Consider the following 24,072-nt stretch of genomic DNA (forward strand, 5'->3'; position numbering starts at 1 on the left):
GATAAGCAGATTCATCCCAAAGGCCAACGTATAATACCGATTTAAAATTCTACAATATATTTATCTGATATTATATTTAAAAATCTCCTGTCTTTACCGGCAGCTTACCCGTAATTTCCTTATACTTTTTCCAATCCCGATGCCAATACTGATACATCTGATTCTCCCGGTAATCTGTTAACGCATAATTTTTTTTCAGATATGCGCCGAGATATGCCGTCACCTTTTTAGCTCCATTAATATTTAAGTGATCTCCTCCGTCCATCGTGTCAGTTAGCCAATTTATTCCCAACTCCTTTTCCAGTAGGTTGAAATCCAGATATGGAACTCCTTTTCCCAGTGCGTATTCATTTACCTCATTATGCCGTTCATAGCTCCAATTCAGCGGAGCTGGAATACCAACCAGAAGGACCTCTATATTATTTTCCCTGCAAAGATTCAAGATTCGATCCATCCAAAATCTTACCATTGGTTTACTCTTCTCCTTTTTATCGGTTTCTTCCATATAAGTTCCACCGGTATATGGTTTCGTTTTATCGTTATAATTATATCCCTTTAGTGGATTTCTTTCTGTTTTAGCTGCCATGTCACTTTGATTTAACCATGTCTTCCATAGGTTATGATATTTAAAAACAGGAAAGTAATAGTGTGCGGTATTCTTTATCACATGTTTTAGTTCCGTCTGTATATCTCTGCAATGATAAAATTGATCGGTTTCCAGAACTACCAATTGGGGCGTCTGTGTTTTCAATACTTCTTTCAGCCAAAAATATGACTCCATTGTCCTCTGCCCTGACTGTCCGCAAATATAGGAAGTAATTCCATTGGTATTCCACAATTCCATTGGCAATACCCCTGTCTGGATTTCACTGTCACCCAGAAAAAGAACCTGCAGCGTCTGCGCCGGCTCAGACAGCACATTGACTGCATGAATATCACGGCTTTCCACCCCGCTTTCCGTTGTATATGTTTTTGGCTTCACAAGTCTGAAGCTCCACGACATCAGACAGAAGAACGTGAAAAAAAACAACAGGCTTCTCATATATTTCAAAGGGTTTCTTCCTCCTGATTAAAAATTCGCGTAAATTAGTTCTACTGGCATATAGCCAACGCCATAAGCCCCAAACAGGCAAATGGCCAACATCACACTGTAATAAAGACTCCAGCGAAGCGGTAAGGGGAGCTGTTTTATATCCCGGCGCACATCCCGCCCTTTTTCTTCAGCCAAACTGATAAAAAAGACAACGGTTAAAGCGGCTCCTATCAACAGATAATCCCCTCTGTCCAGACCCAGGGTCAGCAAAGTCCCGTTCCAAAAAGACGACAGGTTAAACTGTGTAAAAATACGTGCAAACATCTGCAAGCCAATCCGCAGACCTTCAGCCCTGAAAAACAGCTCTCCAATCACCACCAACAGAAATGTCCTGCCAACCTGAAACAGATGATAAAGGGCAGACGACTGATTCAGCTTGAAAAACCGGCACAGTTTTTCTGAACATGGGCGCATGGCAATGGACAGAGTAATCAGCACAAAATAATAGAGCCCATAAAATATATAGCTCCATCTTGGCCCGTGCCATATTCCATTGCAAAGCCATACCGGAAACAGCCCCAATGCGGCGGCGGTTACCTCCCCCCAGTGCCGGTTATGTTTTCTGGCTGTCCTTGACAGCTTTCTTACCGGCCCCCACATAGATACCGGATAAAACACATATTCTTTAAACCAGCTTCCCAGCGTAATATGCCATCTTCTCCAGAATTCCGATACGGTCTTTGAGAAAAAAGGGCGTCTGAAGTTTTCCGGCAATGTGATTCCAAATATTTCACCGGTGCCAATAACAATATCCATACAACCGGAAAATTCCATATACAGCTGTATTGTATAGGCAACGGCTGCCACACTGATTACTGTCCCGTCATAGTTTTGATATCCGTCATATACGGTTTTCACCAGGACATCCAGCCGGTCTGCCACCAGCATCTTCTTGAAAAGTCCCCAAAAGATTCTCTGAGCCCCAGTTGCCAGCCTCTCCATGGTAATGCTGCGTCCTGCAAACAGCTCCCTTCCCAGCTCCCCATAGCGGCAGATTGGTCCTTCCATAATAGTCGGAAAAAAAGAAAGAAACAAAGCCAGCTTCCCGATATTTTTTTCTGCCGGTATTTTTTTGTAATATATATCTATAAGGTATCCTGCTGCTGATAAGGTATAGAATGAAATCCCAATGGGCAGAATCATGGCCTTCAATGTGAATGGCTGTTCTGACGTTATAAAACTGATGATGCGGTTTCCATTGGCGGCAAAAAAGTTATAGTATTTCATATATGCCAAGTTTTCCATCAGCAACAGGATACAGAAAATCAGAAATCCTTTCTTTTTTTCAATCAGAAGACCTGATAAATATGTAGTTATGGTTGCCGCCATGATATAGATAATCAGTGTGCCGCTGATACAGTAATAGAAATAATATCCAAACAGCAGCAACACATAAAAGCGGTATTTCACCGGCATAAGCTGATATGCGATCATAGATGCCGGGAGAAAAAGGACCAGATATAATGTTGTATGATAAGCCATATTACCGTTCTTCCTTAAGCCTCTCTATCATTTGCCACAAGGCTTTGGCTGAATTGAAGTTCTCTGCAACGATATCTGCAGGAGAAATGCGGATATGATAGGTATCCTCCAACTCTGCAACTAATTCCAGTATCAAAAACGAGTCGAGGATATGGGCATCAATAAGAGCCTGCTCCTCCATGTAATTTACATCCGGTTCCAACTCCTGCAATATTTTCATTAATTCGTCCATCCGATATTTCTCCTTCCGAAAATGGTTTATAAAACAAACTGGTCAGTATTGAAGGCCTGAATTGAATCAAACCGGTTATCTTCCTATACACAAGGATTCCGGGCAGTTCCCTACTGAGAAACAGCGCTATCCCTTCTGTTATCGAGTAAGCTCCCATCTTTTCAAAAACCAACACATCACCTCTATGGACTTCATTCAGCCACATATTTTTCGCAAGCACATCATTGACCGTGCAAAGTGCTCCACATATATTCCAATAGGCTCCTTTGCAGCTTTTTCTGGGAAGCTGCCGATAGAACGGAAGCCTCATCCCCATAATCTGTCCGTCATAATGCATTTGATGGATTCCGCCATCCACAATGGCATAAGATTCATTTCCATTCTGTTTCAGTTCCTGGATGGTTGTCACATAATATCCGCATGTGGCCGTGAGGCTTCTCCCAAGTTCCAGGGTGAGCGTTCCCTGAAAGCTCATATTTTTTACGCACATTCTCAGTTTCTGGAAGGCTGCTTCCACTTCCCATCCTTTCTGTTTCTGAAAATATTCCACATATATCCCTGGACCATACTCCATTTCATCCAACTCTATTCCATACCGTTTCTTGAATTGTTTGTAAATTCCATTCAGATAAAGTAATTCTTGTGTCATAAAGCTCACATCCGTTTTCTGTGTTCCTGAAAAATAATGCAGCCCTGCTATCTTTAAATATGGATTTTCAAGACTCTCTATCATCAATTCCTCCACCAGACTGAGCTCCATACCAAATTGATTTCCGCTGGTCAGCCGAAGCATGATACGAATATTCCTTTCATATTTTTGAGCCAACTCGGAAATCAGCAAAAACTGTTCTTTTGATTCTGCTGTAACGACCGGCAGTGTCATCTCTTTTCTGAAAATCCGTTCCAGTTCCTCTTTCTTTTTTAACACTCCGGACAAAATAATCTTCTCCGGCTTAATTCCCTGATTTCTACAGATATCATATTCCCCTGCCGAACATGCCTCAATCCTATTTACCCGTTCTGCCAGTGCAGCAACCAGAAAGGGATTTGCTTTCATTGCATAACAAATATTGATATCTTCACCTGACAGTTTCCTAATCCGCTCCACATTTTGGATTAATTCATCAATATCAAACAGATAGAATGGCGTCTTATATTGTTTTGCTGCTTCCTGTAAAATCGCATCCGTCATTTACGCGCCTCCTTTCCAGGTTTTCAAATATTCCCTGTCAATCTTTCCATTTTTATTTAATGGCATACTCTGTAAGTTTACAAAATGGCCGGGGAGCATATATCGCGGGATCCTCTCCTTCAAGAAGCTGCGCACCTGCCTGTTTTCTGCTTTTCCTACATAAAATACCGTTATATCTCTTCCATCGTAAATACAGCAGGCCTGCCATATACCATCCATTAAACTGCATTCATGTTCAATCTCCTGCAGTTCAATCCGATGTCCCATCCGTTTTATCTGAAAATCTTTTCTTCCGATAAAACATAAATTCCCCCGATTATCATAAAAGCCTAAATCCCCTGTCCGGTAGATTGTCATTCCTACATGGCTTTTGACAGGGCTTCTGACAAATCTCTTGCTGGTCTCTGCCTCATTATGGTAATAACCATCTGCGAGTGTCGCTCCTCCGACACAGATTTCCCCCGGTATTCCGTCCGCCATAACTGGCATATCATATTCGTTTAAAAGGAAAACATTCCTCTTAGCAAATGGTATCCCTATGGGAAGCGGCACATGTTCCGGCTCCCTTCCAGTTACACGGTAGTAAGTACAGTTACAGGTAACCTCTGTTGGGCCATAAAGATTGATAAACTCAGCCTTCGGAAGTGCTTTCCGCCATATCTTCAACTGTTTTTGAGGCATCACCTCCCCGCTGAACATGACACGCCGGATTAGCCCCGGAATCCTATATTCAAATCCCCTCATTGCACTGACTATGCAAAGAGCGGATGCTGCCCAAATTAAAACTGTAACTCTCTTTTCACAGAGATAGTCCAGGAGCAACGCCGGTTCCGCAAACATCCTTCTTGGTATCAGAACCAGTTTGGCTCCGGTAATGACAGACAAATAAATATCTTTTACCGATACATCAAAATCAAGCGGTGCCTGATTTCCCAATATATCATGGCAGCCTACTGAAAATTCCTGACAGAAATCCTCCATAAAATCAAGAACCGCCTGATGGCTTACCACTACGTTTTTTGGAATTCCAGTGGAGCCGGAAGTAAAAATTCCATATAGATAATCTTTGTTCTGAATCCCTGTAATCCTCTCCTTTAGCACATTCTTATGGATTGGTTCCGCTTTTGCCTTTTCTATTCCCAGTAGATTTCCCTGGAATCCCACCGATACCAGACGCTTCTTCAGCTGTTCATCCACAATTACCGTATCGGCATCAAGTACCTGAAGCATTCTTCGGATTCGTTCATCCGGCAGATCTGGATTTAAATAGACATAAAAACATCCTGCCGTTATAATTCCAAGAAAAGCGGCAACCGCATCGGCACTTTTTTCCATGAAAACCGGTATAGGCCTACCTGTAATGCTTTTTTTTGCCACGGCCGAGGCAATATGCTGTGTCAATAAATGAAGTTCACGCCATCCATAACAGTACACGCCATCGTCTACCGCTTCACGCTCCGGGAAAGTTTCCACTGTTTTGTTGAAGTATTCCATTATATAATCCAAATTTAATTTTCTCCTTCTATGATGTACTTCAAAGATGCTTCTCCCTGATTATGGTATCTTAACAGTTGACCCTTAATCCATTTCTGAATCAGTTCTTAACATTTCTGAACTCTGTCATTCAAGGTGTACATTCCTTAAAAATGCTTAAATAATCTTAATTCTGTGAAAAACTGTGCTGATATCATGTATGATTTTCTTCACAAGATTCTATCTTACGGAGGTCATACATGATAAAGAAAAAATCCACTTGTCTTTCCCTGATTCCTGCCCACATTTATTTGCCGCTTATTGTGGCTTTCCTATGGAATCAACTTGTCTACTGCGGTTCCAGAATGTTGATGAAGAACCACTTCCACTATGACTTAACAACAACTATGGATTCGTTTATTCCGGTTATCCCCTGGACACTGGCCATCTATGTTTTCAGTTTCATTTACTGGCCATGCCAGTATATTCTGTGCTGCCGGATGGAAAAAGAACATGCATACCGATTTCTGAGTGCAGATTTTTTCGCAAAAACGATATGCCTTATCTTTTTTCTGGCTTTCCCAACAACTAACATTCGTCCGCTGATTAATGAGCATGGTTTCTGGAATCTTTTTCTTAACCTTCTCTACCGGCTCGATGCACCGGATAATCTGTTCCCATCAATCCATTGTCTGATCAGCTGGCTGTGCTATGTGGGAATCCGTAGACAACAGCAGCTTCCACAGGCCTACCGATTGTTCGTTCTTTGTATGGCATTGGCTATATGTATTTCTACCCTTACCACAAAACAACATGTGATTCCTGATGTGGCAGCCGGTATTCTGCTGGCAGAATTCAGTTACTGGTTCGTCCATTATAGTCATTTTGATTGGTTGTATGCGAAGATCCTTTCCAATAGCAGATGATTATGCCTAAAAAACATATCACAACAATAAAATTTATATTTTTATGGCAATACAGCAAAAGGAGAACTGGCGAGAGTGGTTCCAGTTCTCCAAAAAGTCTAAACGGATTGCCGCCTGTCACGGCTTTCTATTTCTTATATTTTTCTGTTCCTTTATAAATGATGACTCCTTTCTTATCGGTGCAGTAATATACATCATCTGCGTCTTTCTGATTCTTCGCATTTTTCATGATTTTTCCAGAAGTATTAATCAAATACTGGTCGCCGTTATAGGTAACCGCATCATATTTGGAATCTTTTTCTGCCTTTAAACGTTTTCCCATAACATAAATTGCGTTATCTTCAATTCCATCCGCACCGGCACCTTTATAATTTCCTGATTTTTTAAAACGGTACTGGTATGTTTCTCCATCAATCGTAATTGATGCGTTCCCCGTTGTCATCGCTCCTTCCTTGGGGGAGTTTCCAAAGTAATATACAAATACGCCTTCCTCTGAAGCGGTCGGAATATCCGCCTCGTTTTCAATTTCCACTGCCGTTTCTATGGTTTTTTTATCATCTGCAAAGGTAATCCTATACAATCCCTGAAGCATTTTCCCATTCACATCAAATCCATACTTTTGACCGTTAATTGTTTTAATCTGTGCTTTTGTCAAATCTCCATTCTTATCCGCATGGAACCAGTGAGCTTCATCATTGTTATGCGCCTCTGCATCTATATCTTCACTTGGAACCGTTTTAAACCAGCCTGTTGCCAGCCATGTTTGGCTTTCTTCATTGTAATACCGGTTGACCGCATTGGAGGGAGTTGCTTCAGAACCGGTCGCCTTAGGTGGTTTATTGTACCAATCGAATTGTGCCGCGCCATACTCATTGAACCGGTATTTTTTCCCGTTAATCGTTTTGCTGTCTGTATCAACAATCTTCTTTCCGTTGGATTTAAAGTAAAACCAGTATCCATCGCCATCTCTGTTCACATCTTCATCATTTTCCGCTGTTATATAGCTCCAGCCAGTTACAATCTTGCCATCATCAAATCCGCCTGCATAGTACACCCCATTTTTCCACGCCTCATCATCTGTTATCATTTCTCCATTTTCGTTAATCCAGCCGCTCATCATATGGCCGTTTTCATCAAAAATGAATTTTGCTGTTCCAGACTTGACCGGCAGGGAAACCAGTTTCGCAGTATTGGCGCCGGACGGCTTTTTTACAGCCTTTCCGTTGCTTTGGAAATAATACCACCACTCGTCCGGTTCACCTTCGGATGGGGAATCATTCGGAACCGATTTCCACTCATTTGTTATGACAGCACCGGTGGAATTTACATAGTAATAGTCATCATTGACTTCTACCAGCCTGTCTGTTGCCATTTCACCCTTATCATCCAGATAATACCAATTATTCCCGGATTTTTTAAGCGTGTCTGTTACCTTGTCTTTGCCGCCGTTATAGTATACCCACGTGCCATTCTCCTGGGCCCAGCCTGTTGCTGCCATAGAGACCATCGTACTTCCCAGGGCTATCACCATAGACAAGCACGGCACAAGAAAGATTTTCCTCATGTTTCATCACTCCTTTGTGTTTTATAGTTCTCAATATTCTTGAGATACCCATATCTTATTCCGCATAATTTAAACCATTCTTAACTCAATCTAAACGATTCTAAACTCTCAAAAGCCGGTTTCGCGATGTTCAAAGTCCTGTCCCGGTATTGCAGCGGATTTATCTTCCAGGGAGTAATCAATGATATAATCTGCCAACAGCTTTATTTCCCTTGCCTTTTGTTCGATTTTGTCAATATATGTCATGATAAATTCTGAATCCCACTGACTATTTGAACGAAGAATATCAATGTATATCATAAGTGCTGTCAGAGGAGTTCTCAGTTCATGAGACATTTCTGTAATGATTTTTCCGTTCAGTCTCATTGCCTCCTCTTTCCCGGACATTTGTTCTCTGAGTGACTGCCGCATGCTGTTTAACCCTTCTGCCATGGATGCAAGCTCATTTTTTCCCTTAATCGTAATGACATAATTTAAATCCCCGCTTTCTAATATCTGTATTTCCCGGTTCAATATACAAATATATCTTATGACTTTATGCACTTCCATCATCACCACACCAATTAAAAGCAGCGCGGACAATAAAACCGACGCAACTGTGATACCGGTGTAAAACCTCTGATTATAATATCCTGTCAGAAATACGTAACCTTCTTGATCGGTAAACTGAACCAAATGGTATGCCTCATAATCTTCGTAATCTCCACTGAATGAAAATACAGGCATGTTTTCACCTTCCGGGTAATCAGAATCATACAAAAGGGTATTTCCCCTGTATACCTGCAGCGAAACCACTGACTGCTTTTTCACCCAATCTGCAATTTTGTCTGTATCCAGGATTGAAACTTTTTCTTTATTAATAAACTTTTGGAATGCTTCCAGCCTGCGATTATTCTCTTTTTGCAGATAACCGCTTTGTATGTAATAGGAATCAAGAAGGGCCTTCCCGGCACTTTGCAATGAAACGAACAATACAACCGCCGACAGAAGTGCTGTAATGACGCATACCCCAAAACGAAAATACATGGAATTGCAGTTCATTTTCTCCCTATGTTCCAAAGCGATACCCCTTTCCCCATACAGTGCTAATATAGCGCGGCTCCTGCGGCGACTTCTCAATCTTTACCCGCAATTTGCGGATATGTACCATGACTGTACTGTTGCAATTATAAAAATACGGTTCATCCCAAACGCTCTCATACAAATTCTGGGCAGAAAATATTTTTTTCGGATTTTGCATAAGCAGGAGCAGAATATGATACTCAATATTTGATAATTCGATTTTTTCTCCTCTTACCTGTACCTCATTATATTGCTGATTAATCCGTATTTCTTCCATCTCCAGGTACTCCTCCACTTTCTTCCCTTCCACCGCGTTCTTCCCCTGATACTGGTGATAACGCCTAAGCAACGCCTTTACTCTTCCCAGCAGTTCTGCATAAGAAAATGGCTTCGTCAGATAATCGTCTCCCCCAGCCATGAAACCAATCAGCTTATCTGATTCCTTCGCCTTAGCAGTCAGAAACAATATCGGCACATTGGATTTTTTTCTAATCTCCTCACAAGTCCTCAATCCAGACATTCCCGGCATCATGATATCAAGAATAACCAAATCAATACTTTCTGTCATAAGCTCTAATCCTGTGCTTCCGTTCTCCGCCTCTATGATTGTATATTTTTCATTCCCTAAAAGAATTCGGACAGCTTCCCGGATATCCGCATCATCCTCAATGATTAAAATAGTGCCATTATTCATCGACATTCTCCCCTCGGATTTTTTTATAGCTTGATTATCCGTCGCAAAACTGAATGGTTTCTTAAAATCTCCTTAACAATTGTGAAACCCTGTCATATAAAATATTTGGTTACCCCTTCAGAAAATTTAAGAATTTAATTTTGAGACATTTTTATCAAAAGCAAGTATAATTAAAAAATGAAAGGAGGTAGCTTACATGGACATGGGAACCATCTTGCTCATTGAAGACGATGCCGATATCCGTGAAGGTGTTCGTGTTCTATTGACGAGCGAAGGATACTCTGTAATGGAAGCTGACTGTGGTAAGAAAGGGCTTCAATTACTTAATGAAACGATTGATTTGGTGATTCTTGATATCATGATGCCGGGAATGTCCGGGATTATCACCTGTGAAGAAATACGTAAAGTATCGAATGTACCTGTACTTTTTTTGACTGCTAAGGCCCAGGAATCAGATAAATTATTAGGTCTTCTAGTCGGCGGAGATGATTATCTCCCTAAACCGTTTTCCTATGCGGAGCTTTTAGGGAGGGTAAAAGCACTGCTCCGCCGCTATCATATTTACCAGGGAAAGTTTGTGCCATCCAATCAGTCCGATGGCGAATGGATGGAACACAAAGGCATACGGATACTCACAACCTCAAATGTCGTACAGGTGGATGGCAGAGATATTGAGTTATCGGAAATTGAATACCAGATACTGCGCTTATTGATTCAGTATCCAAATAAGATTTTTACTACTCAAAATATATATGAGAGTGTATGGAATGAACCATTCTACTACTCCTCAAACAATACCATTATGGTACATATCCGTAAACTTCGGCTTAAGATTGAGGAAGACCCCCAACAGCCAAAACGTATCTGTACTGTATGGGGAAAGGGGTATCGGATTGGATAAATTCAAAATACCAGCTGCAGCGCGGTTAATTGGGAAGCATACAAACAATTTGATTAAGAAACTTCTTCTTCTCTTTTTAGGCGCTGCCATAGCAGGCATTCTTTTTTTCTTTGTACTGCATACGGGAATTAGTTGGGGATTAGACTGTTTCTTTTATAAATCCGACTACCTGGAGCATGCCGAGCAGCGCACCGTTGAGCATTTACAGGAATATATCCAGGAAGGAGCGCTAACTCCCTATGACAGGGATTTCTTATCAAAATGGGTGAAAAAGAAGAATGTTGTGTATTTGGAGATATACCGTGACAACCGTCTCCTATATGCCTCCGGAAGCCCCATGGATATGGTTCTTGATAATCTGGAAATACCCTATTACAAAAATCACCGCTACACGCTCAAATTTGCAGATGGTGAAGCTGATATCGTCTTGCTTGGAATCTTCGACTACCAGTTTTACACCTCTGCATTGATTGCAGAAATTCTGCTCACTTTTCTTGTATTCCTTGTCCTGTTTATCTTAGGTATAAAAAGGGGAATTCAATATATTCAAGAACTGCAGACAGCAATCAGTGTCATGGAGGGCGGATGCCTGGAGCATCCGATTACTGTAATGGGAGAGGATGAACTGGCTAAACTTGCAGAGGGCCTGGAACAGCTCAGGCTTTCCCTTAAACAGAATATACAAATAGAAAACGACTTAAAACAGGCAAATCAGAATTTAATCACTGGAATCGCCCATGATTTACGAACTCCGTTGACTGCGCTTACCATGTATATCCAGATTCTTCAGTCCGATGTCTGTACCGAAGAATCTGCCAAACAATACTATCTGGAAAAGATTATGGGAAAGGCTTCAATGATGAAGGAATTATCGGACCGGCTGTTTGAATGCAGCCAGATTCATGATGATGTAGATGAAAAACCGCTTAATGAAATACGGACGCTGCAGGACACCTTTATGGATTATCTGTCCGAATTGGCAATGTACTTGGAGAACCGAGGCTTTAAAGTCGCTGCGGAGTTAGGATGGCGCGCTGTATCGATTGGGGTACGGATGGATTATATTGCACGAATAGTAGACAATTTGAGCAGCAACCTTGTTAAATATGCAGCCTCTTTTGCTCCAATCACCTTAAAAACGATTTACGAAAACCATATGGCTGGAATTGAAATAGTAAATCAGATTACAACGCAAAACGGACAGGTGGAAAGTACAAAGGTCGGCATTAAAAATGTCAAACGCATGATGAACCAGATGAATGGAATCTGTCAGATTGAAATGGAACAGGAATCCTATAAAATACGGATACTATTTCCTATCATAGATTAAAAAGTAACAGCAGCGAAGATTTAATCTTTGCTGCTGTTTACTGGCACTGCCGTTTTTAAGAATGAACTACTGTCTATTTTCAGAATCTCTTTTACTGGTCTCTTTTTTATCAGCCGCTTTCTTCCCTCCAACATCCTTCTTAGATTTTGTTTTCTTCTTTTTTTTCTCATTCACGATTTTCTTATCTGATTTCTGTTTCTTCTCATTTTTCTCTACCGCTTTATTTTGGCCATTAGATTCCGGTTGAGACTCCGGCGCATTGGTTACTGGTGCGTTGGCGGTCGGCGTATTGTTGGTGGGCGCATTGGCCGTTGGCGCATTCGTTTCAGGTGCCTTTGATTCTGGTGCTACGGCTCCTGGTCCCTGTGCTGCGGCTCCTGGTCCCTGTGCTGCGGCTCCTGGCCCCTGTACACTTTGGGATTTGTCTTTGGCAGGAACTTTAATCTTTTTCTTTCCTTCCGTATGCTTCTTAATATTCTCCACTTTTTTCTTTGCTGAAGCAGTGCTCTCCACTTTGGTCTCCTGCTTCTTTGTATTGTCCTTTGTCCCTCCGCATGCCGCCAGTGAAAATGCCATGACTCCCATCATGATAAATACTGAACACTTTTTTAAGATTTGTTTCATAACTTTATTTCCTTTCTGAATTTTATTCTCAAGCATTTGCTTTGATGATGTATAATTTACCAGTTCTTCCTTAACCATTTCTAAAATACTTCTTAACAATCCTTAACTCATTAATTCCTCTTACAACCTATTTTCTGTCCCATTTTCACCTCTACTTCCTGCCCCAGTTTAGAAAGCATCCATATAGCAAGTTCTGGACATGCCTGCTCCTTTTGAATTAAAATAACAATTGTAGAGCCTCCAAACTCAAAATGCCCTTTTTCTAAACCACGCTGCACATAACCCTGATATCTGTTGTTTTGTATTTTTCCTACAAGCAGAGCGCCTATCTCCATTTGAATCACCTGACCAAAATTTTCCGTGTCAATAATTGTGTACTCCCTGGTGTTTCTTACATAAACCGGATACTTTTCCATGGCAATTGGGCGTATACAGTGCAATATTCCTGGTATCCTTTTTCTGGATTTCACATATCCATTATCTATATAGCAATAGCGGTGATAATCGGACGGCCTCAGCCGAAAAACCATGCACCAACCGCCACGGTATGTACACGCTAGTTCCCGGTTTTCCAGCAAATCCTCAATCCGATATCTTGAATATTTTGCCGGAATCCAATTATGCTCATCAATTTCATATACGCTTAGCAGTCCATCACAGGGACTGATCAGACTTTCTGCCGTCAAATCAATGTTCCGGCTCCCAGGCAGCAATGAACGTTTAAAAAAATCATTAAAGGTTTCATATTCTTCATTTTCAACTTCCGTTAAATCAATATTATGTTTTTTAACAAAAAAAGAAATGTAAGGCCGGGAAAGTCTGCTGTCCAGAACCTTCCCAGCCTGTCTTGAAATCCACGGCATTGTCAATAGTTTTAAACAAAGCCGTCCTGCCATATTTCCATATAAGAAACAGATAAATTTATTTTCATTTCCCATCAGGTACTGCCTCCCGCCAGCAAAAATAAACCACATATACCCAAAAAGGATATTATGATTTTACCTAGAAAATTCGGTTTTTCAACTTTTACCGGAATCAAAAACGCTACGGCCATAATTGACATTGTAAGCAGGGTCCCCTCCCCATTTCTGATTCCAACTATATTTTGAATATAACATACTACAGGGATAAGAATAGCCGATACCGTTACTGGAAGCCCCTGATAACAGGTTCTTGCCTCTTCCGTTGCATCCTGGCGTTTTTCTTCCATCACGTTAAAATATGCCAATCGTATCAATGCACAGAGGACATAAACCGCAGATACCATACTGCCAACCAGGCTCTTTTCAGCCATTCGGTATAAAATAATTCCAGGCAGAACGCCAAATCCGATTAAATCACTCAGGGAATCAATCTGTATTCCAAAGCGTTTTTCTTCTGCCGCCCGTTCTCTTGTCCTGGCTATCGGTCCGTCAAACAGGTCACAGACTCCCGACAGCATAAGGCACACTAACGCTCCATTTATATTTCCATTACATGCCATCAAAATTCCAGTAAATGCCGTGAGCATTCCCATATAGGTCAATACAACCGTATAATTATAATATCCAAGCATCTCTTCAATCCCTTCTATTTATATTAGTTAATTACTACTCCTACTCCAAAACTGTAAAACAAAAGACACCATGGCTTGGCAGATAAAATTATGAGTACATATTTTTTAACAGGCATCTTGATAATACCTGAAAAATAGCATAAGAAATCATCCGGAGCCAATGGGAGTAAAATACATAAGAAAAAAAAACAGGTGTAGCTGCGTTTATTTTGCAAGCGGTCAATCCATGTTTCGTACTGTTTTGCAGGAAATAAATGTTTTACAAATGGTGCCCCGTAACATCTTGCCAAGGCAAATGCTATGATGGATCCCGCACAGATTCCAATATAATTGCACCAGAATCCCCCCATGGCACCAAACAAAACCGCACCTACAATACAGCCTAAAAATCCCGGCAACACCGGTACCACAACTTGAAATGCCTGAATCAGTATCAGGATCATCGGTGCAAGTATTCCAAAACCCTTAATGTATTGCTGCAATGTTTCGACTGAATTGAATTTTCCTTCCAGACCAGCTTTTATCATAAACAGACATAGGATTACAGTCACTACCGTGCCTCCCCTGGCCAGCCATTTATATGAATACGTCTGCTCCACTCATCTCCCCTCCTTTCCTGTTTCCATTTTAAAAAGCACTTCTTAACTGTTTCTGAAGAGAATCTTAAAAGTTCTTATATGTAAAAATCCACTGCCCATATAAATAGTTCCGATTAAGGAAACTAAAAAATAGTACGGCCAACGGCTCTGACGCTCCTGGCAGCGTTCAGCCCATTCCTCTGCCTGTTATTCGGCTTGGTACTCGATATTTGGCATCCCATATATTGTTTTTTTACAGCCTTTATGTTATTATATCTACAATAGTCAGTCACCGGAGGACAGTGTGCCGTAGCACGGGGGATTGTAAATCTAAAAGGATTTGCAGGCCGCCTGTCAGATAAGGTGTCGAGTGCGCTCGATTTTTTCGTAGTAATACTATGAAAAAATCGGGCTTTTTTAGGAGGCAATATGAATCTCAATCTACAACCATTAAAAAAAGAGGAAATCGACCTGTTTAACAGAGAGGACGAACGGGCTTTCAATGTACATGCACGGTATTTTCCCAATGGCCCCATTCCCGGTGCAGCAGATGACGACCGTGATGAATATGAACTGTGCAAGATCATCGACGACCCCAAATTCACAATTTTATCTATCAAGGACGGAGAAAAATTCATTGGAGGAGCGATTATTAAGGATATGGGAAAAGGTGTTCGGGAAATTGGAATTTTCTTTCTCATTGTCGAATACCAAAGCAAAGGGATAGGGAAAACCGCTCTTGATATGGTGGAGGCATATTTTCCCGACACAGAGATATTCCACTTAATCACACCTTCGCAGGTAATACGCAACACGGTGTTCTATATCAATAAGTGCGGCTATCACATTGTAAAGGTCATGGAATTTAATCCTACATCAAACACGGCGGACTATGTATTTGAAAAGAAAAAACAGATTTTAGAGGTGAAAAGAAATGATACTTAAAACCGAAAGACTGATTCTCCGCCCATTCCTTGAAAGCGATGCAGAAGATGTATTTGAATATCTACACGAGCCTGCGGTAAATTGCTTTGCCTGTATGAAGTTGGATACACTGAATGACGCAAAAGCGGAAATGAAAAAGCGTGTCGGTGAAACCGAATATTATTTTGCGATTGTATTGAAGGAAAGCGGAAAGGTCATCGGAGAGATTGGCGGTTATCCTGAGCCAAGCGATTCAGATGCCCCGTCCCCTTCAAATGACACTTTCAGCCCATGTTGGATACTGAATCTGAACTATCAGGGACACGGATATGCTTATGAAGCGGCATACACGTTCTTTGACTTTTTGTTCCGTAAAAAGGGCGCACGACGAATCTATGCCTATACGGAAGATTATAATATTCAATGCCAAAGGCTGTGTGAAAAGCTCGGCATGCGTCAGGAAGGACTGTTTAAGGAATTCATTTCTTTTGTCAAAACTTCAGACGGAATGCCAAAATATGAAAATACTTATCAATATGCCATCTTGAAAAAGGAATGGCATTAAAAATCTTCCTGTTTAGAGAAGTCGACAACTTACAGTTTGTAGGGTTGATTCAACTATATTTTATTACATTTTCAGAATTTCTTAATTTTAAGCAGCAGGCCTATTATTTTGACCTGCTGCTTTCATTTTTACAGAAAAGTGAAAAGTAGCAGGTGGCAATTTCCAAAATAAAACCTCCAAACTGTGTAATTTTATCTTACATCAGTTTGAAGGTATACACAATCTTTGGGATAGTCCCCATACATCCCTCATTCAGCTTATAGTCTGCTCTGAAATTTTCCTGCGGCTGATTTCCTATGCCTGGTTCACTGGATTTCCACCACCTTAGAAAATATAAACTTCACCATATAAATGTTACTCACTTATAAAAATGACTGCTCAATATCCTGCACCGCAGCCGTCACCGTATAATCCAACCGCTCTGCCTCCCTGACAAAGACATGGGCAATATAAAATGTTTCCGGAACATCTGATATGGTACAGACGCTGACACAATAGTTTATCCATGGGAACTTCTTTGTCATCTGATAAATCACCGCCATTGCACTGGCTTCTGACATCGGCATAAGGGAATGATACCCGGACCCTTGTATGTGTTCAAATCCGTTTTTCTCAAAGTGGTTCCTGACTTCATAATAAGCTTTATGCCAGTCCCCTTTTGTATAATGGCGTTTCAATGCCTCAGTATCCAGGTCTAAATTTATTCCCTTCTTCGCGCTATCCATATACTAATTCCTCAGAAACTCTGTAAGCAGGTTTTCCTTTTCTGCACCATTATACCAGATACATTCCTTTAGGTTATCAGCAAGTTCGGATGATTCCTTGAGTGCAAAAATAGCAGCCCAGAAACGGCCATAGTCCTGCTTCCTGCCCTTATCTGCATAGACCCGGACCGATAGTCTGTCAATGCAGTTTAAGTCCTCAGACTCAAAGATTTCATCCGTTTTTTATATAACCGTTCCAGCACATCCTGTTCCAGTCTGTCTGAATCAAAACTAAGCTCAACTCTGTACATGTATATAACTCCTCCATCTTATGCAGTCTATACGTCTGCAAGCCTTAACACCATATTTAATCAATCTTCCGTTAATCCTCTTTTTACATTTTATCATCTAAGACAAGCGTTAGCAACATGAAACAATCATAAATCCACATCCAGCGTGATGCCTGTCCGCAACAGGATCTGAAGTTTATTTTTAGATATCACGCGTATCTCCCGGACCATCTGACGTATGAAAATGTTATCAAACGCCTTTCCTGATTCTTTACCCCCCTATCCATGATCCGGCTGATTTCCCCATCCAGATACATGTAGCCTTCCCTTACTTTCGCCTGCTCCTGTATACTTTCCTTCCTCTTCTTTAATTCCGTTATCTGTAATCCCAGCTTCCGCATCCGGTCGCCGTACCAGGCCTCACAACCATCTTCCCTTGCAGCCATGCCCACATAGTCCATAAGCTGGTCACGCAGTTCATCTATGGTCTTATCAATCTCATCCCCTGTACAGGCCCCTCCCACAACCTTAGCAGCCCGGAGGATATCTTCCTTTACTCCTTTTAAGAAGTTTCCTTCTTCCTGGTCAATTGACAGGCTGTGCAGCTTTCCCATGATTGCTTCCTGTACTACCCCTTCTTTTAATGTAGGCGATTCATGGCAGCGTTCCGTACCATATTCCAGACGGTTGATGCAGCGCCATACGATTACCTTCCTCCCCTTTTTTGCCCAGGTAGTCCGCAGTGAATGTCTTCTGCAGGAGCACGTCCCCCATGATTTTTTCGTTGGTCAGTATGTTGTAGATGGTACCCGTACTCCATGTTTTCTTACCTGTGGCGGTCTCTATTCCTGCGTCCTCCAGCCTGTGCCTGATTCCTTCCAGGCTGTCCCCGTCCAGGAACCATCGGGCCATGCTGCGGATGACCGCGGCTTCCTCCTCCACGATGCACATCTCCCCATCTGATGCCTTCCTGAATCCATAGCTCCTCTGTCTTGTGGATTCCCCTTTCTCGAACTTCCTTGCATAGCCCCACTTGACGTTGGTGCTGATGGCCCGGCTCTCCTCCTGGGCCTGGCTGCTCAGGATGGTCAGTATCATTTCCGTTGAGTCATCCAGGGTATTGATGTTCTCCTTCTCGGAGTACACACTTACCCCTAGTTCCTTCAGATGCCGGACCGTGGATAGGGTGTCCACCGTGTTCCTGGCAAACCGGGTGATTGATTTGGTCAGGATGAGGTCTATCCTTCCTTTTTCACATTCCTCCATCATCCGCTGGAAGTCCTCCCTCCCCCATCTGCTGGTTCCGCTTATACCCTCGTCCGCATAAATCCCGCAGAATTCCCAGTCCGGATTCTTCTGGATAAGGCCTTTATAATACTCCGTCTGTGCGTCATAGGAATGATACTGGCTATCGTCATCCGTGCTGACACGGCAATATGCACACACCCGGATTCCCCGTATCTGGTATCCTGTATGTTCCGGTATGGCCTTTGGAATACATAATACTTCCGCCACTCGCTGTGCCTCCTTTCCTGCGTTTTCAACAAGACACATTACCACACTTCCTGCACCATATCAAGTATCAGTTCTCATATTTCCCAAATTTTCATACAACATGTTGGGAACATATCCTTTGGTACTTCTGTAGGACCATGTCGTAAATGACAGGGTCTATCATCCTTTTGTGCAGCAGTTCGTCCAGTATCTTCTGTACTTCCCTGAAACGCAGGTATTGTAGCAGTTCAGTTGTTTCCATATTTCCTCCGGGAATACCCTATTTCCACCTCACGGATATCCTCATGCGTATACCTTTGGAGCCGTCATGGAAATGCCCGTCCTTTACCCTACCACCCATCCTGGCATCGTTCAATCCCACATCCATGCAGCTGGCCCAGGAGGACTTCTGCATGGTCTGACATTGAAACCACCTTCTTTCTGTTACATATTAGTGCTTCTATTTGATACTAATCCCCGAGGCATGTCCAGAAGGATGCCTGGACAGGGCAGCCAGTCCGCCTGCCTGCGGCTGACAGGCATCATAGGAATCCCACCTCCTCCAGGTTCTCCGGAGGCCGCCCTCATTGCGTGGTCCCCAGCCAAGGGGGCTGTGACTGGACGGAAGTATCATTGTCAGCTACCCGGGGCATGGCGATTCAACCCTGCTTATGGTTGATTTAGAGTCAGGTATGTGCCGCTCCTTCCTTAAGATGTAACACACCTCCATGGACAGGACCATGTCCTGCAGGCAGTCATCGCGCCCCCCTCACGTCGCTTCCGTTCCTCACGACCGGACAGCCAAAGTAACGGATTGGCTGGTCATACCCCTATCCTCCCCTTTTCTTTCTCCCAAAAAAATCCCCCTACTTCTAGAGGTAAAAAATAGGCCTCCTGATAACCGCAAAAATTCAACTTCGTCAAAATACATATATAACTTTAGTTACTTTTACCCAGTTTTTTGCACTGGCATCGCCTTTACTTGATTTTTTTGCCTTGTTTTTTCCATCCCAAACAAAAAGCCGCCATATAATATGACAGCAACGGTAGGGGGGGTACCCCAATCTTGATTCAATTTCTATTGTTAAAATCAATGCTTATTTAAGGCATAAGCCATCCTATTTTACCTCTGGGCGTTTCAACCCCTCCTACACATCCCCCACAGTTTGTCCTCTGGCATTTCCACTGCGGCTACCGGTCCGTCCTTATGAATGACCCTGGACATCAAAGGCTTCCTCCTCCATGCCCCGTACCCTTGACATTTATATCCGTTTTCTCCAGACAGACTGATACATGGACATCCAGGTGGCCGTCATTTGATATGACGGCCACCCTAAAATTATAACATCATATATCCTGAATCATCTTCATCAACCGTATCCCACCCCCCCCCATCCTCATACAGATGACACATCCCATTCCCGTCCAGCATTCCATCGATACAGCCCTCTATCGCATCCCTCTGTTCCATAGTAATTTCATTCATCCAATGATCCATCCGTTCGTTTAGCCTGCGGTCTGCATCCCTCTCTTCCTGTGTCTTTCCTTCCTGCCACCGGTTCACCAGCCATTCCACCCTGTCCGCTATGATATCCTCGCACTGTTCCCCCATACGCCCCTTCATCGGCTCTCCTCCTTCCGCTAACACCATATCGGATATCCTGGCGGAAGTCCATATCCATATGTCATAAAAATCCTGTCCTAAATACGGCAGAACCACCTACAGGGTGTACCTTAAAATCCTCCATTTTACTTGTATTTCCGTACTCTCCATGAGAAACCGGCCACCTGTCAGGTGACCAGGCATCCAAACAGATGCACCTCCCTTTAATCTGCACACAAATCGAACGGGGAATACTGTTTGATTTATGGCTGCGAATGTGAAGTATCGATATTGGTTGTCCTTATACAAAATGTAGAATTTTTCATATTGGGCCGATTTAGCCATATTTATTGTGGTATGGTCTATTTCTCCATTCCGTTTTAGATAATTCCAAGATAATAGGTACAACAAAACCATTATCCACATAGTGTCTAAGAAGTGACACAAAATTTATATTTCTTATCTTTGTGTACGTAGCCAATTTACGGAAAAACAAATCATCGCATAACAGAGTCGCCTTTTCTTTAGCAGACAGAACAAAAGCATCTAAATGAATTACGTGCAAACTTGCTGCTGCCATTAACTGCTCGCCATCTATATATTCCCCTACTTTGTATCCGATTCTTTCATCATCAGAAATTGATATGGTTTTACAGTCTGTACAAAAATCAATAATTCTTTCCCATATTTCTACATGTGCCAAATCATTTTTAATCAAAGTGAGCTGGTTATCTACATTAACCAACTTTCCAGGCGACACAAGACTTATCTGCTTTGCCGTCCTATATCTCTCTGCAAAGAAACCCATATATGATCCTGGCAAGAGCAAACTATCTTTTACTGCAGTTAGTACATTCAACCAGTTCATGGAACTCAGTAATACCATTGTTGACAAGGACGGAACATATTTTTGATTTTCCTCATCCTCATATATTGGATATCCTGTATAAAACGCATGATCCTTTGCGTGTAATAGCATATTTAATGCATCAACATATCTGTCGTAATCACCATTTTTGAACGAATCAATTGGTAATCCTATTTCATTTTTCTTAAAGTGATAGAGATTCAGCAATTCCTCTTTTTGTTCTGTTCTATCCGTCATAGACTTTATTTTCTCGAATAATTCTTCGGGCTTTTCTGAGGATAATACCATAACAGCTCCATCAAATTTATCTGGATGCTGATTAATCTTTTTAAAAATGAACCCTGCTGCAAAATCAGCTCTTGAACAGATCTTTGTGATTTTAAAATTAATTCCGCCAATTTTTAGTACTTGTTTTAACCGGCTACCCTGAATTTTTAAGAACAATGGATTACTCGATGTTATATGTTCAATATCCATGCTTCGATTATTTATATCAGAAAACTCACTCTCCGAATCGAGACATAATACCTTAATCTCAGGATGTCAAGAATCCGCAGGATTATTTTCTTCAAGCGTAACCACAGAATTCCCTTTTACTCTTTCTGTTTTACTCTCATCATGGTATCTGTTGAGGTTTTGATTATAATACCCAAAATAACTTTTATAGATTTCATAATCCTCCGTATCATTCAAGTAATAAAGTGCCTTATATGCATATAGGTCGGCCTCTTCTGTTCTCCCCAAACGCAACTTTGCAGATGCAACAGCCATACAATAGTAAGGATTAGTAGAACTACTCAATGCATGTATATATGGAGCATATGCAGCGTAATCTGTTTCATTACTTTCAAAAAGCATAGCAATAATATTCTTAGCCATAGCAAATTGTGCCCATGTAATGTTTGGATAATGCTTCTCTGTACTTGCCATGCACAAACCTCTCCTTTTTTAATAATTCTTATTTCATAACTTTTCCGAGCAATGCCAAATAGCTGTCTACCACATCATAAATTATACTCTCACCGCTAATAGCATAAAACGCTCTCTTTCGCAGTGAATCTTTGCATCACCAACACCTTTGAGCTCTATCGTATCCATAAATCATTTTATTATTAATCTTAAATCCGTTTAATATTACACCAAAATACTCTTCTGTTTACAATCTTATGGCTTGAAGAAGAATAAATAAAAAAGGCTCCCAGCTCTACTCCTTCGGCCATTATTTGTTCTATATTTATAATAACTGTATACACATTACAGTCTATTATCTGTGTATATAGTTTCTTTTTCCCTAACATTTTTAACGCTATATACACAATTAAAACAATACCCCATTTTAGGGAAACCTATAAACACACGATTTACTAGCAGAAGAACGAAAAAGCCCCAGGAGACTCATCTCCCAGGGCCAAGGCATCTAAACTACCATAGCTTAATGCCGATGCATCGAAAACCCATCCATCGGATACTTCTTCAGGTTCTCCAGCACGCGCCTCTCCTCAGCCGCACCAATCAGCTGGTCCCTTGCCTTCTTGGCTTCCACCTCGGTCTTATGACGGCTGGGTCCGCCTACGCAGCCGCCCACGCAGGCCATGCCTTCCACGAAGTCCTCAGGAAGCCGCCCCACCTTCATGAGCAGCAGGGCTTTCTTGCACTCGGCGGCCCCGTTGCAGCGGGCAACCTTGATGTCGGTGCTCTCTTCCATCTCTTCCAGGCACTGGAGCACGGCAGCGGTAACGCCTCCGCCGTTGCCGAAGCGCTTGCCGAACACAGAGCTTTCCTGGTAATCGTTCTCGGCGGGCTGCAGTTCCACGCCTTTGGCCCGCATCATGGCGCGGATTTCCCCAAAGGTCATGGCATAGTCAGCGTTGCCTTCTATGTTCAAATCCAGGCTTTCGCTTTTTTTGGCAATGCACGGTCCGATGAATACGGTTATGGTTTCCGGATTCTGGCTCTTTATCATCCTGGATACCGCGCACATGGGAGATACGGTTGTGGACATATTATCCAAAAGCATTGGGAAATGCTGCTTAATCATATTGACGAATGCAGGACAGCAGGAAGTGGTCATCTTCTTGCCTTCCTTGTGGGCCTGGGCCCACTCCTCAGCCTCATAGGCAGCCGTCATGTCGCCGCCCAGCCCTACTTCCACCATATCCGCGAAGCCCAGCTGCTTAAGGGCTATCTTCCAGCTGGCCATGGTGATATCAGGCCCGAACTGGCCTTCGGTGGCAGGAGCCACCATGGCAACCACACGTTTTCCAGCCTTAATCAGGCGGATTACGTCCACCATGAAGGTCTTGGAGCCAATGGCGCCAAAGGGACAGCTGTGGATACAGGCGCCGCACTGGATGCATTTCTTCTCGTCAATCACGCAGATGCCGTATTCATCATATGTAATGGCGTCCACAGGGCAGATTTTCTTACAGGGACGCTCCAGATGGGCAATTGCATTATATGGGCAAGCCTGGGAACATTTGCCGCACTCCTTACATTTGGCAGGGTCAATATAGGCGCGTTCGTGGCCCATGCTGATTGCCCCGAAATTACAGGAATTCTGGCAGGCCTTTCCCATACACTTGCGGCAGTTGTCGGTTACTATATAGGAAGCAATGGGACACTCCTCGCATGCAGCATTGATGACCTGCACCACATTGGAGGTGTCTTTGCCGGCCGGACACTTGCCCTCTGCCAGGCGCACCCTCTGTTTGATGATTTCCCTTTCCTTATAGATACAGCAGCGGTAAGCTGCCTGTGGCCCCGGTATCATGGAATATGGAATCTCGCCGCGCTTCTCTTCCAGATTTCCATCCCATGCAGCCTTAGCCACCTCATAGAGAACATCATGCTTCAGACGCAGGATAGTCGCATCATTGGTTACCATCTCTTCTCCTCCTCGTTATGAGTACCTGGCGCTG

At 42.5% G+C, this 24,072-nt stretch carries 25 protein-coding genes; 5 read left to right on the forward strand and 20 right to left on the reverse strand.

What is annotated here, in order from left to right:
• Nucleotides 1–76 precede the first annotated feature (76 nt).
• The 5 genes from DWX59_RS02140 to DWX59_RS02160 all read right to left on the reverse strand — a co-directional run bounded on the left by DWX59_RS02140 (nucleotide 77) and on the right by DWX59_RS02160 (nucleotide 5,505).
• Nucleotides 77–982: an SGNH/GDSL hydrolase family protein gene (locus tag DWX59_RS02140; protein WP_147325735.1), complete on the reverse strand. Its 906-nt coding sequence runs from the start codon at nucleotides 980–982 to the stop codon at nucleotides 77–79.
• A gap of 87 nt (nucleotides 983–1,069) precedes the next feature.
• A complete protein-coding gene (locus DWX59_RS02145; RefSeq protein ID WP_117555842.1) occupies nucleotides 1,070–2,575 on the reverse strand; it encodes an MBOAT family O-acyltransferase in 1,506 nt (501 codons plus the stop codon).
• A 1-nt stretch (nucleotide 2,576) separates the two neighbouring features.
• A complete protein-coding gene (locus tag DWX59_RS02150) occupies nucleotides 2,577–2,807 on the reverse strand; it encodes a phosphopantetheine-binding protein (protein ID WP_117555844.1) in 231 nt (76 codons plus the stop codon).
• Nucleotides 2,734–3,999 carry an alanine racemase gene (locus DWX59_RS02155; RefSeq protein WP_117555846.1) on the reverse strand — a complete coding sequence of 422 codons (1,266 nt, stop codon included), beginning with the start codon at nucleotides 3,997–3,999 and terminating at the stop codon, nucleotides 2,734–2,736. The genes DWX59_RS02150 and DWX59_RS02155 overlap by 74 nt, the downstream gene beginning before the upstream one ends.
• Nucleotides 4,000–5,505 carry an amino acid adenylation domain-containing protein gene (locus DWX59_RS02160; protein ID WP_117555848.1) on the reverse strand — a complete coding sequence of 502 codons (1,506 nt, stop codon included), beginning with the start codon at nucleotides 5,503–5,505 and terminating at the stop codon, nucleotides 4,000–4,002. It abuts the gene before it with no gap.
• Nucleotides 5,506–5,732: 227 nt separating this feature from the next.
• On the opposite strand from DWX59_RS02160, the gene DWX59_RS02165 reads away from it, so the two are divergent.
• Nucleotides 5,733–6,398 (forward strand): phosphatase PAP2 family protein, encoded by a 666-nt coding sequence (locus DWX59_RS02165; RefSeq protein WP_117555850.1) that lies wholly within the window; start codon nucleotides 5,733–5,735, stop codon nucleotides 6,396–6,398.
• Between the two features lie 127 nt (nucleotides 6,399–6,525).
• Here DWX59_RS02165 and DWX59_RS02170 read toward each other — a convergent pair whose 3' ends face one another.
• The 3 genes from DWX59_RS02170 to DWX59_RS02180 all read right to left on the reverse strand — a co-directional run bounded on the left by DWX59_RS02170 (nucleotide 6,526) and on the right by DWX59_RS02180 (nucleotide 9,718).
• Nucleotides 6,526–7,962 carry a PspC-like choline-binding domain-containing protein gene (locus DWX59_RS02170; protein WP_117555853.1) on the reverse strand — a complete coding sequence of 479 codons (1,437 nt, stop codon included), beginning with the start codon at nucleotides 7,960–7,962 and terminating at the stop codon, nucleotides 6,526–6,528.
• A 108-nt stretch (nucleotides 7,963–8,070) separates the two neighbouring features.
• Nucleotides 8,071–8,988, reverse strand: coding sequence for a histidine kinase dimerization/phospho-acceptor domain-containing protein (locus tag DWX59_RS02175; protein ID WP_207660391.1), 918 nt, complete (start codon nucleotides 8,986–8,988; stop codon nucleotides 8,071–8,073).
• Between the two features lie 22 nt (nucleotides 8,989–9,010).
• The gene (locus DWX59_RS02180) at nucleotides 9,011–9,718 is read right to left on the reverse strand and encodes a response regulator transcription factor (protein ID WP_117555857.1); all 708 of its coding nucleotides are present in this window, start codon (nucleotides 9,716–9,718) and stop codon (nucleotides 9,011–9,013) included.
• Between the two features lie 196 nt (nucleotides 9,719–9,914).
• On the opposite strand from DWX59_RS02180, the gene DWX59_RS02185 reads away from it, so the two are divergent.
• A complete protein-coding gene (locus DWX59_RS02185) occupies nucleotides 9,915–10,619 on the forward strand; it encodes a response regulator transcription factor (protein WP_117555859.1) in 705 nt (234 codons plus the stop codon).
• Nucleotides 10,620–10,668: 49 nt separating this feature from the next.
• On the forward strand, nucleotides 10,669–11,949 hold the full coding sequence (locus tag DWX59_RS02190; protein WP_207660392.1) for a histidine kinase dimerization/phospho-acceptor domain-containing protein: 1,281 nt from the start codon (nucleotides 10,669–10,671) through the stop codon (nucleotides 11,947–11,949).
• A gap of 66 nt (nucleotides 11,950–12,015) precedes the next feature.
• Here the strand turns inward: DWX59_RS02190 and DWX59_RS02195 are convergent, their stop codons facing one another.
• The 4 genes from DWX59_RS02195 to DWX59_RS02210 are packed head-to-tail and all read right to left on the reverse strand — an operon-like array spanning nucleotide 12,016 to nucleotide 14,727.
• Complete coding sequence (locus tag DWX59_RS02195) at nucleotides 12,016–12,651, reverse strand: hypothetical protein (RefSeq protein WP_117555863.1); 636 nt, start codon at nucleotides 12,649–12,651, stop codon at nucleotides 12,016–12,018.
• 32 nt (nucleotides 12,652–12,683) lie between these two features.
• On the reverse strand, nucleotides 12,684–13,511 hold the full coding sequence (locus DWX59_RS02200) for a phosphatidylserine decarboxylase (RefSeq protein WP_166460154.1): 828 nt from the start codon (nucleotides 13,509–13,511) through the stop codon (nucleotides 12,684–12,686).
• The gene (locus DWX59_RS02205) at nucleotides 13,511–14,128 is read right to left on the reverse strand and encodes a CDP-alcohol phosphatidyltransferase family protein (protein ID WP_117555867.1); all 618 of its coding nucleotides are present in this window, start codon (nucleotides 14,126–14,128) and stop codon (nucleotides 13,511–13,513) included. The genes DWX59_RS02200 and DWX59_RS02205 overlap by 1 nt, the downstream gene beginning before the upstream one ends.
• Nucleotides 14,129–14,151: 23 nt before the next feature.
• The gene (locus tag DWX59_RS02210; RefSeq protein WP_227116611.1) at nucleotides 14,152–14,727 is read right to left on the reverse strand and encodes a TVP38/TMEM64 family protein; all 576 of its coding nucleotides are present in this window, start codon (nucleotides 14,725–14,727) and stop codon (nucleotides 14,152–14,154) included.
• Nucleotides 14,728–15,135: 408 nt separating this feature from the next.
• On the opposite strand from DWX59_RS02210, the gene DWX59_RS02215 reads away from it, so the two are divergent.
• Both DWX59_RS02215 and DWX59_RS02220 read left to right on the forward strand, forming a co-directional pair.
• Nucleotides 15,136–15,651, forward strand: coding sequence for a GNAT family N-acetyltransferase (locus DWX59_RS02215; protein ID WP_117555869.1), 516 nt, complete (start codon nucleotides 15,136–15,138; stop codon nucleotides 15,649–15,651).
• Nucleotides 15,641–16,195: a GNAT family N-acetyltransferase gene (locus DWX59_RS02220; RefSeq protein WP_117555871.1), complete on the forward strand. Its 555-nt coding sequence runs from the start codon at nucleotides 15,641–15,643 to the stop codon at nucleotides 16,193–16,195. The genes DWX59_RS02215 and DWX59_RS02220 overlap by 11 nt, the downstream gene beginning before the upstream one ends.
• 362 nt (nucleotides 16,196–16,557) lie before the next feature.
• Here the strand turns inward: DWX59_RS02220 and DWX59_RS02225 are convergent, their stop codons facing one another.
• From DWX59_RS02225 to DWX59_RS02270, 8 genes are all read right to left on the reverse strand, one after another.
• Entirely contained in the window at nucleotides 16,558–16,920 is a 363-nt protein-coding gene (locus tag DWX59_RS02225) for a hypothetical protein (protein WP_117555873.1), read from the reverse strand.
• Nucleotides 16,921–17,398: 478 nt separating this feature from the next.
• Complete coding sequence (locus DWX59_RS29145) at nucleotides 17,399–17,803, reverse strand: hypothetical protein (RefSeq protein WP_235844881.1); 405 nt, start codon at nucleotides 17,801–17,803, stop codon at nucleotides 17,399–17,401.
• Nucleotides 17,804–17,843: 40 nt separating this feature from the next.
• Nucleotides 17,844–18,704, reverse strand: a complete 861-nt coding sequence (locus DWX59_RS29150; RefSeq protein ID WP_227116609.1) for a recombinase family protein — start codon at nucleotides 18,702–18,704, stop codon at nucleotides 17,844–17,846.
• A gap of 91 nt (nucleotides 18,705–18,795) precedes the next feature.
• On the reverse strand, nucleotides 18,796–18,945 hold the full coding sequence (locus DWX59_RS28590) for a hypothetical protein (protein ID WP_166460155.1): 150 nt from the start codon (nucleotides 18,943–18,945) through the stop codon (nucleotides 18,796–18,798).
• Nucleotides 18,946–20,022: 1,077 nt separating this feature from the next.
• Nucleotides 20,023–20,307: a hypothetical protein gene (locus tag DWX59_RS02245; protein WP_235844883.1), complete on the reverse strand. Its 285-nt coding sequence runs from the start codon at nucleotides 20,305–20,307 to the stop codon at nucleotides 20,023–20,025.
• Between the two features lie 316 nt (nucleotides 20,308–20,623).
• Nucleotides 20,624–21,631, reverse strand: a complete 1,008-nt coding sequence (locus DWX59_RS02255; protein ID WP_117555877.1) for a hypothetical protein — start codon at nucleotides 21,629–21,631, stop codon at nucleotides 20,624–20,626.
• Nucleotides 21,632–21,697: 66 nt separating this feature from the next.
• A complete protein-coding gene (locus DWX59_RS02260) occupies nucleotides 21,698–22,084 on the reverse strand; it encodes a hypothetical protein (RefSeq protein WP_117555879.1) in 387 nt (128 codons plus the stop codon).
• Nucleotides 22,085–22,586: 502 nt separating this feature from the next.
• The gene (locus DWX59_RS02270) at nucleotides 22,587–24,038 is read right to left on the reverse strand and encodes a 4Fe-4S dicluster domain-containing protein (RefSeq protein ID WP_117555883.1); all 1,452 of its coding nucleotides are present in this window, start codon (nucleotides 24,036–24,038) and stop codon (nucleotides 22,587–22,589) included.
• Nucleotides 24,039–24,072 lie beyond the last annotated feature (34 nt).

It is taken from the genome of Enterocloster aldenensis (assembly GCF_003434055.1).
GTDB lineage: Bacteria > Bacillota > Clostridia > Lachnospirales > Lachnospiraceae > Enterocloster > Enterocloster aldenensis.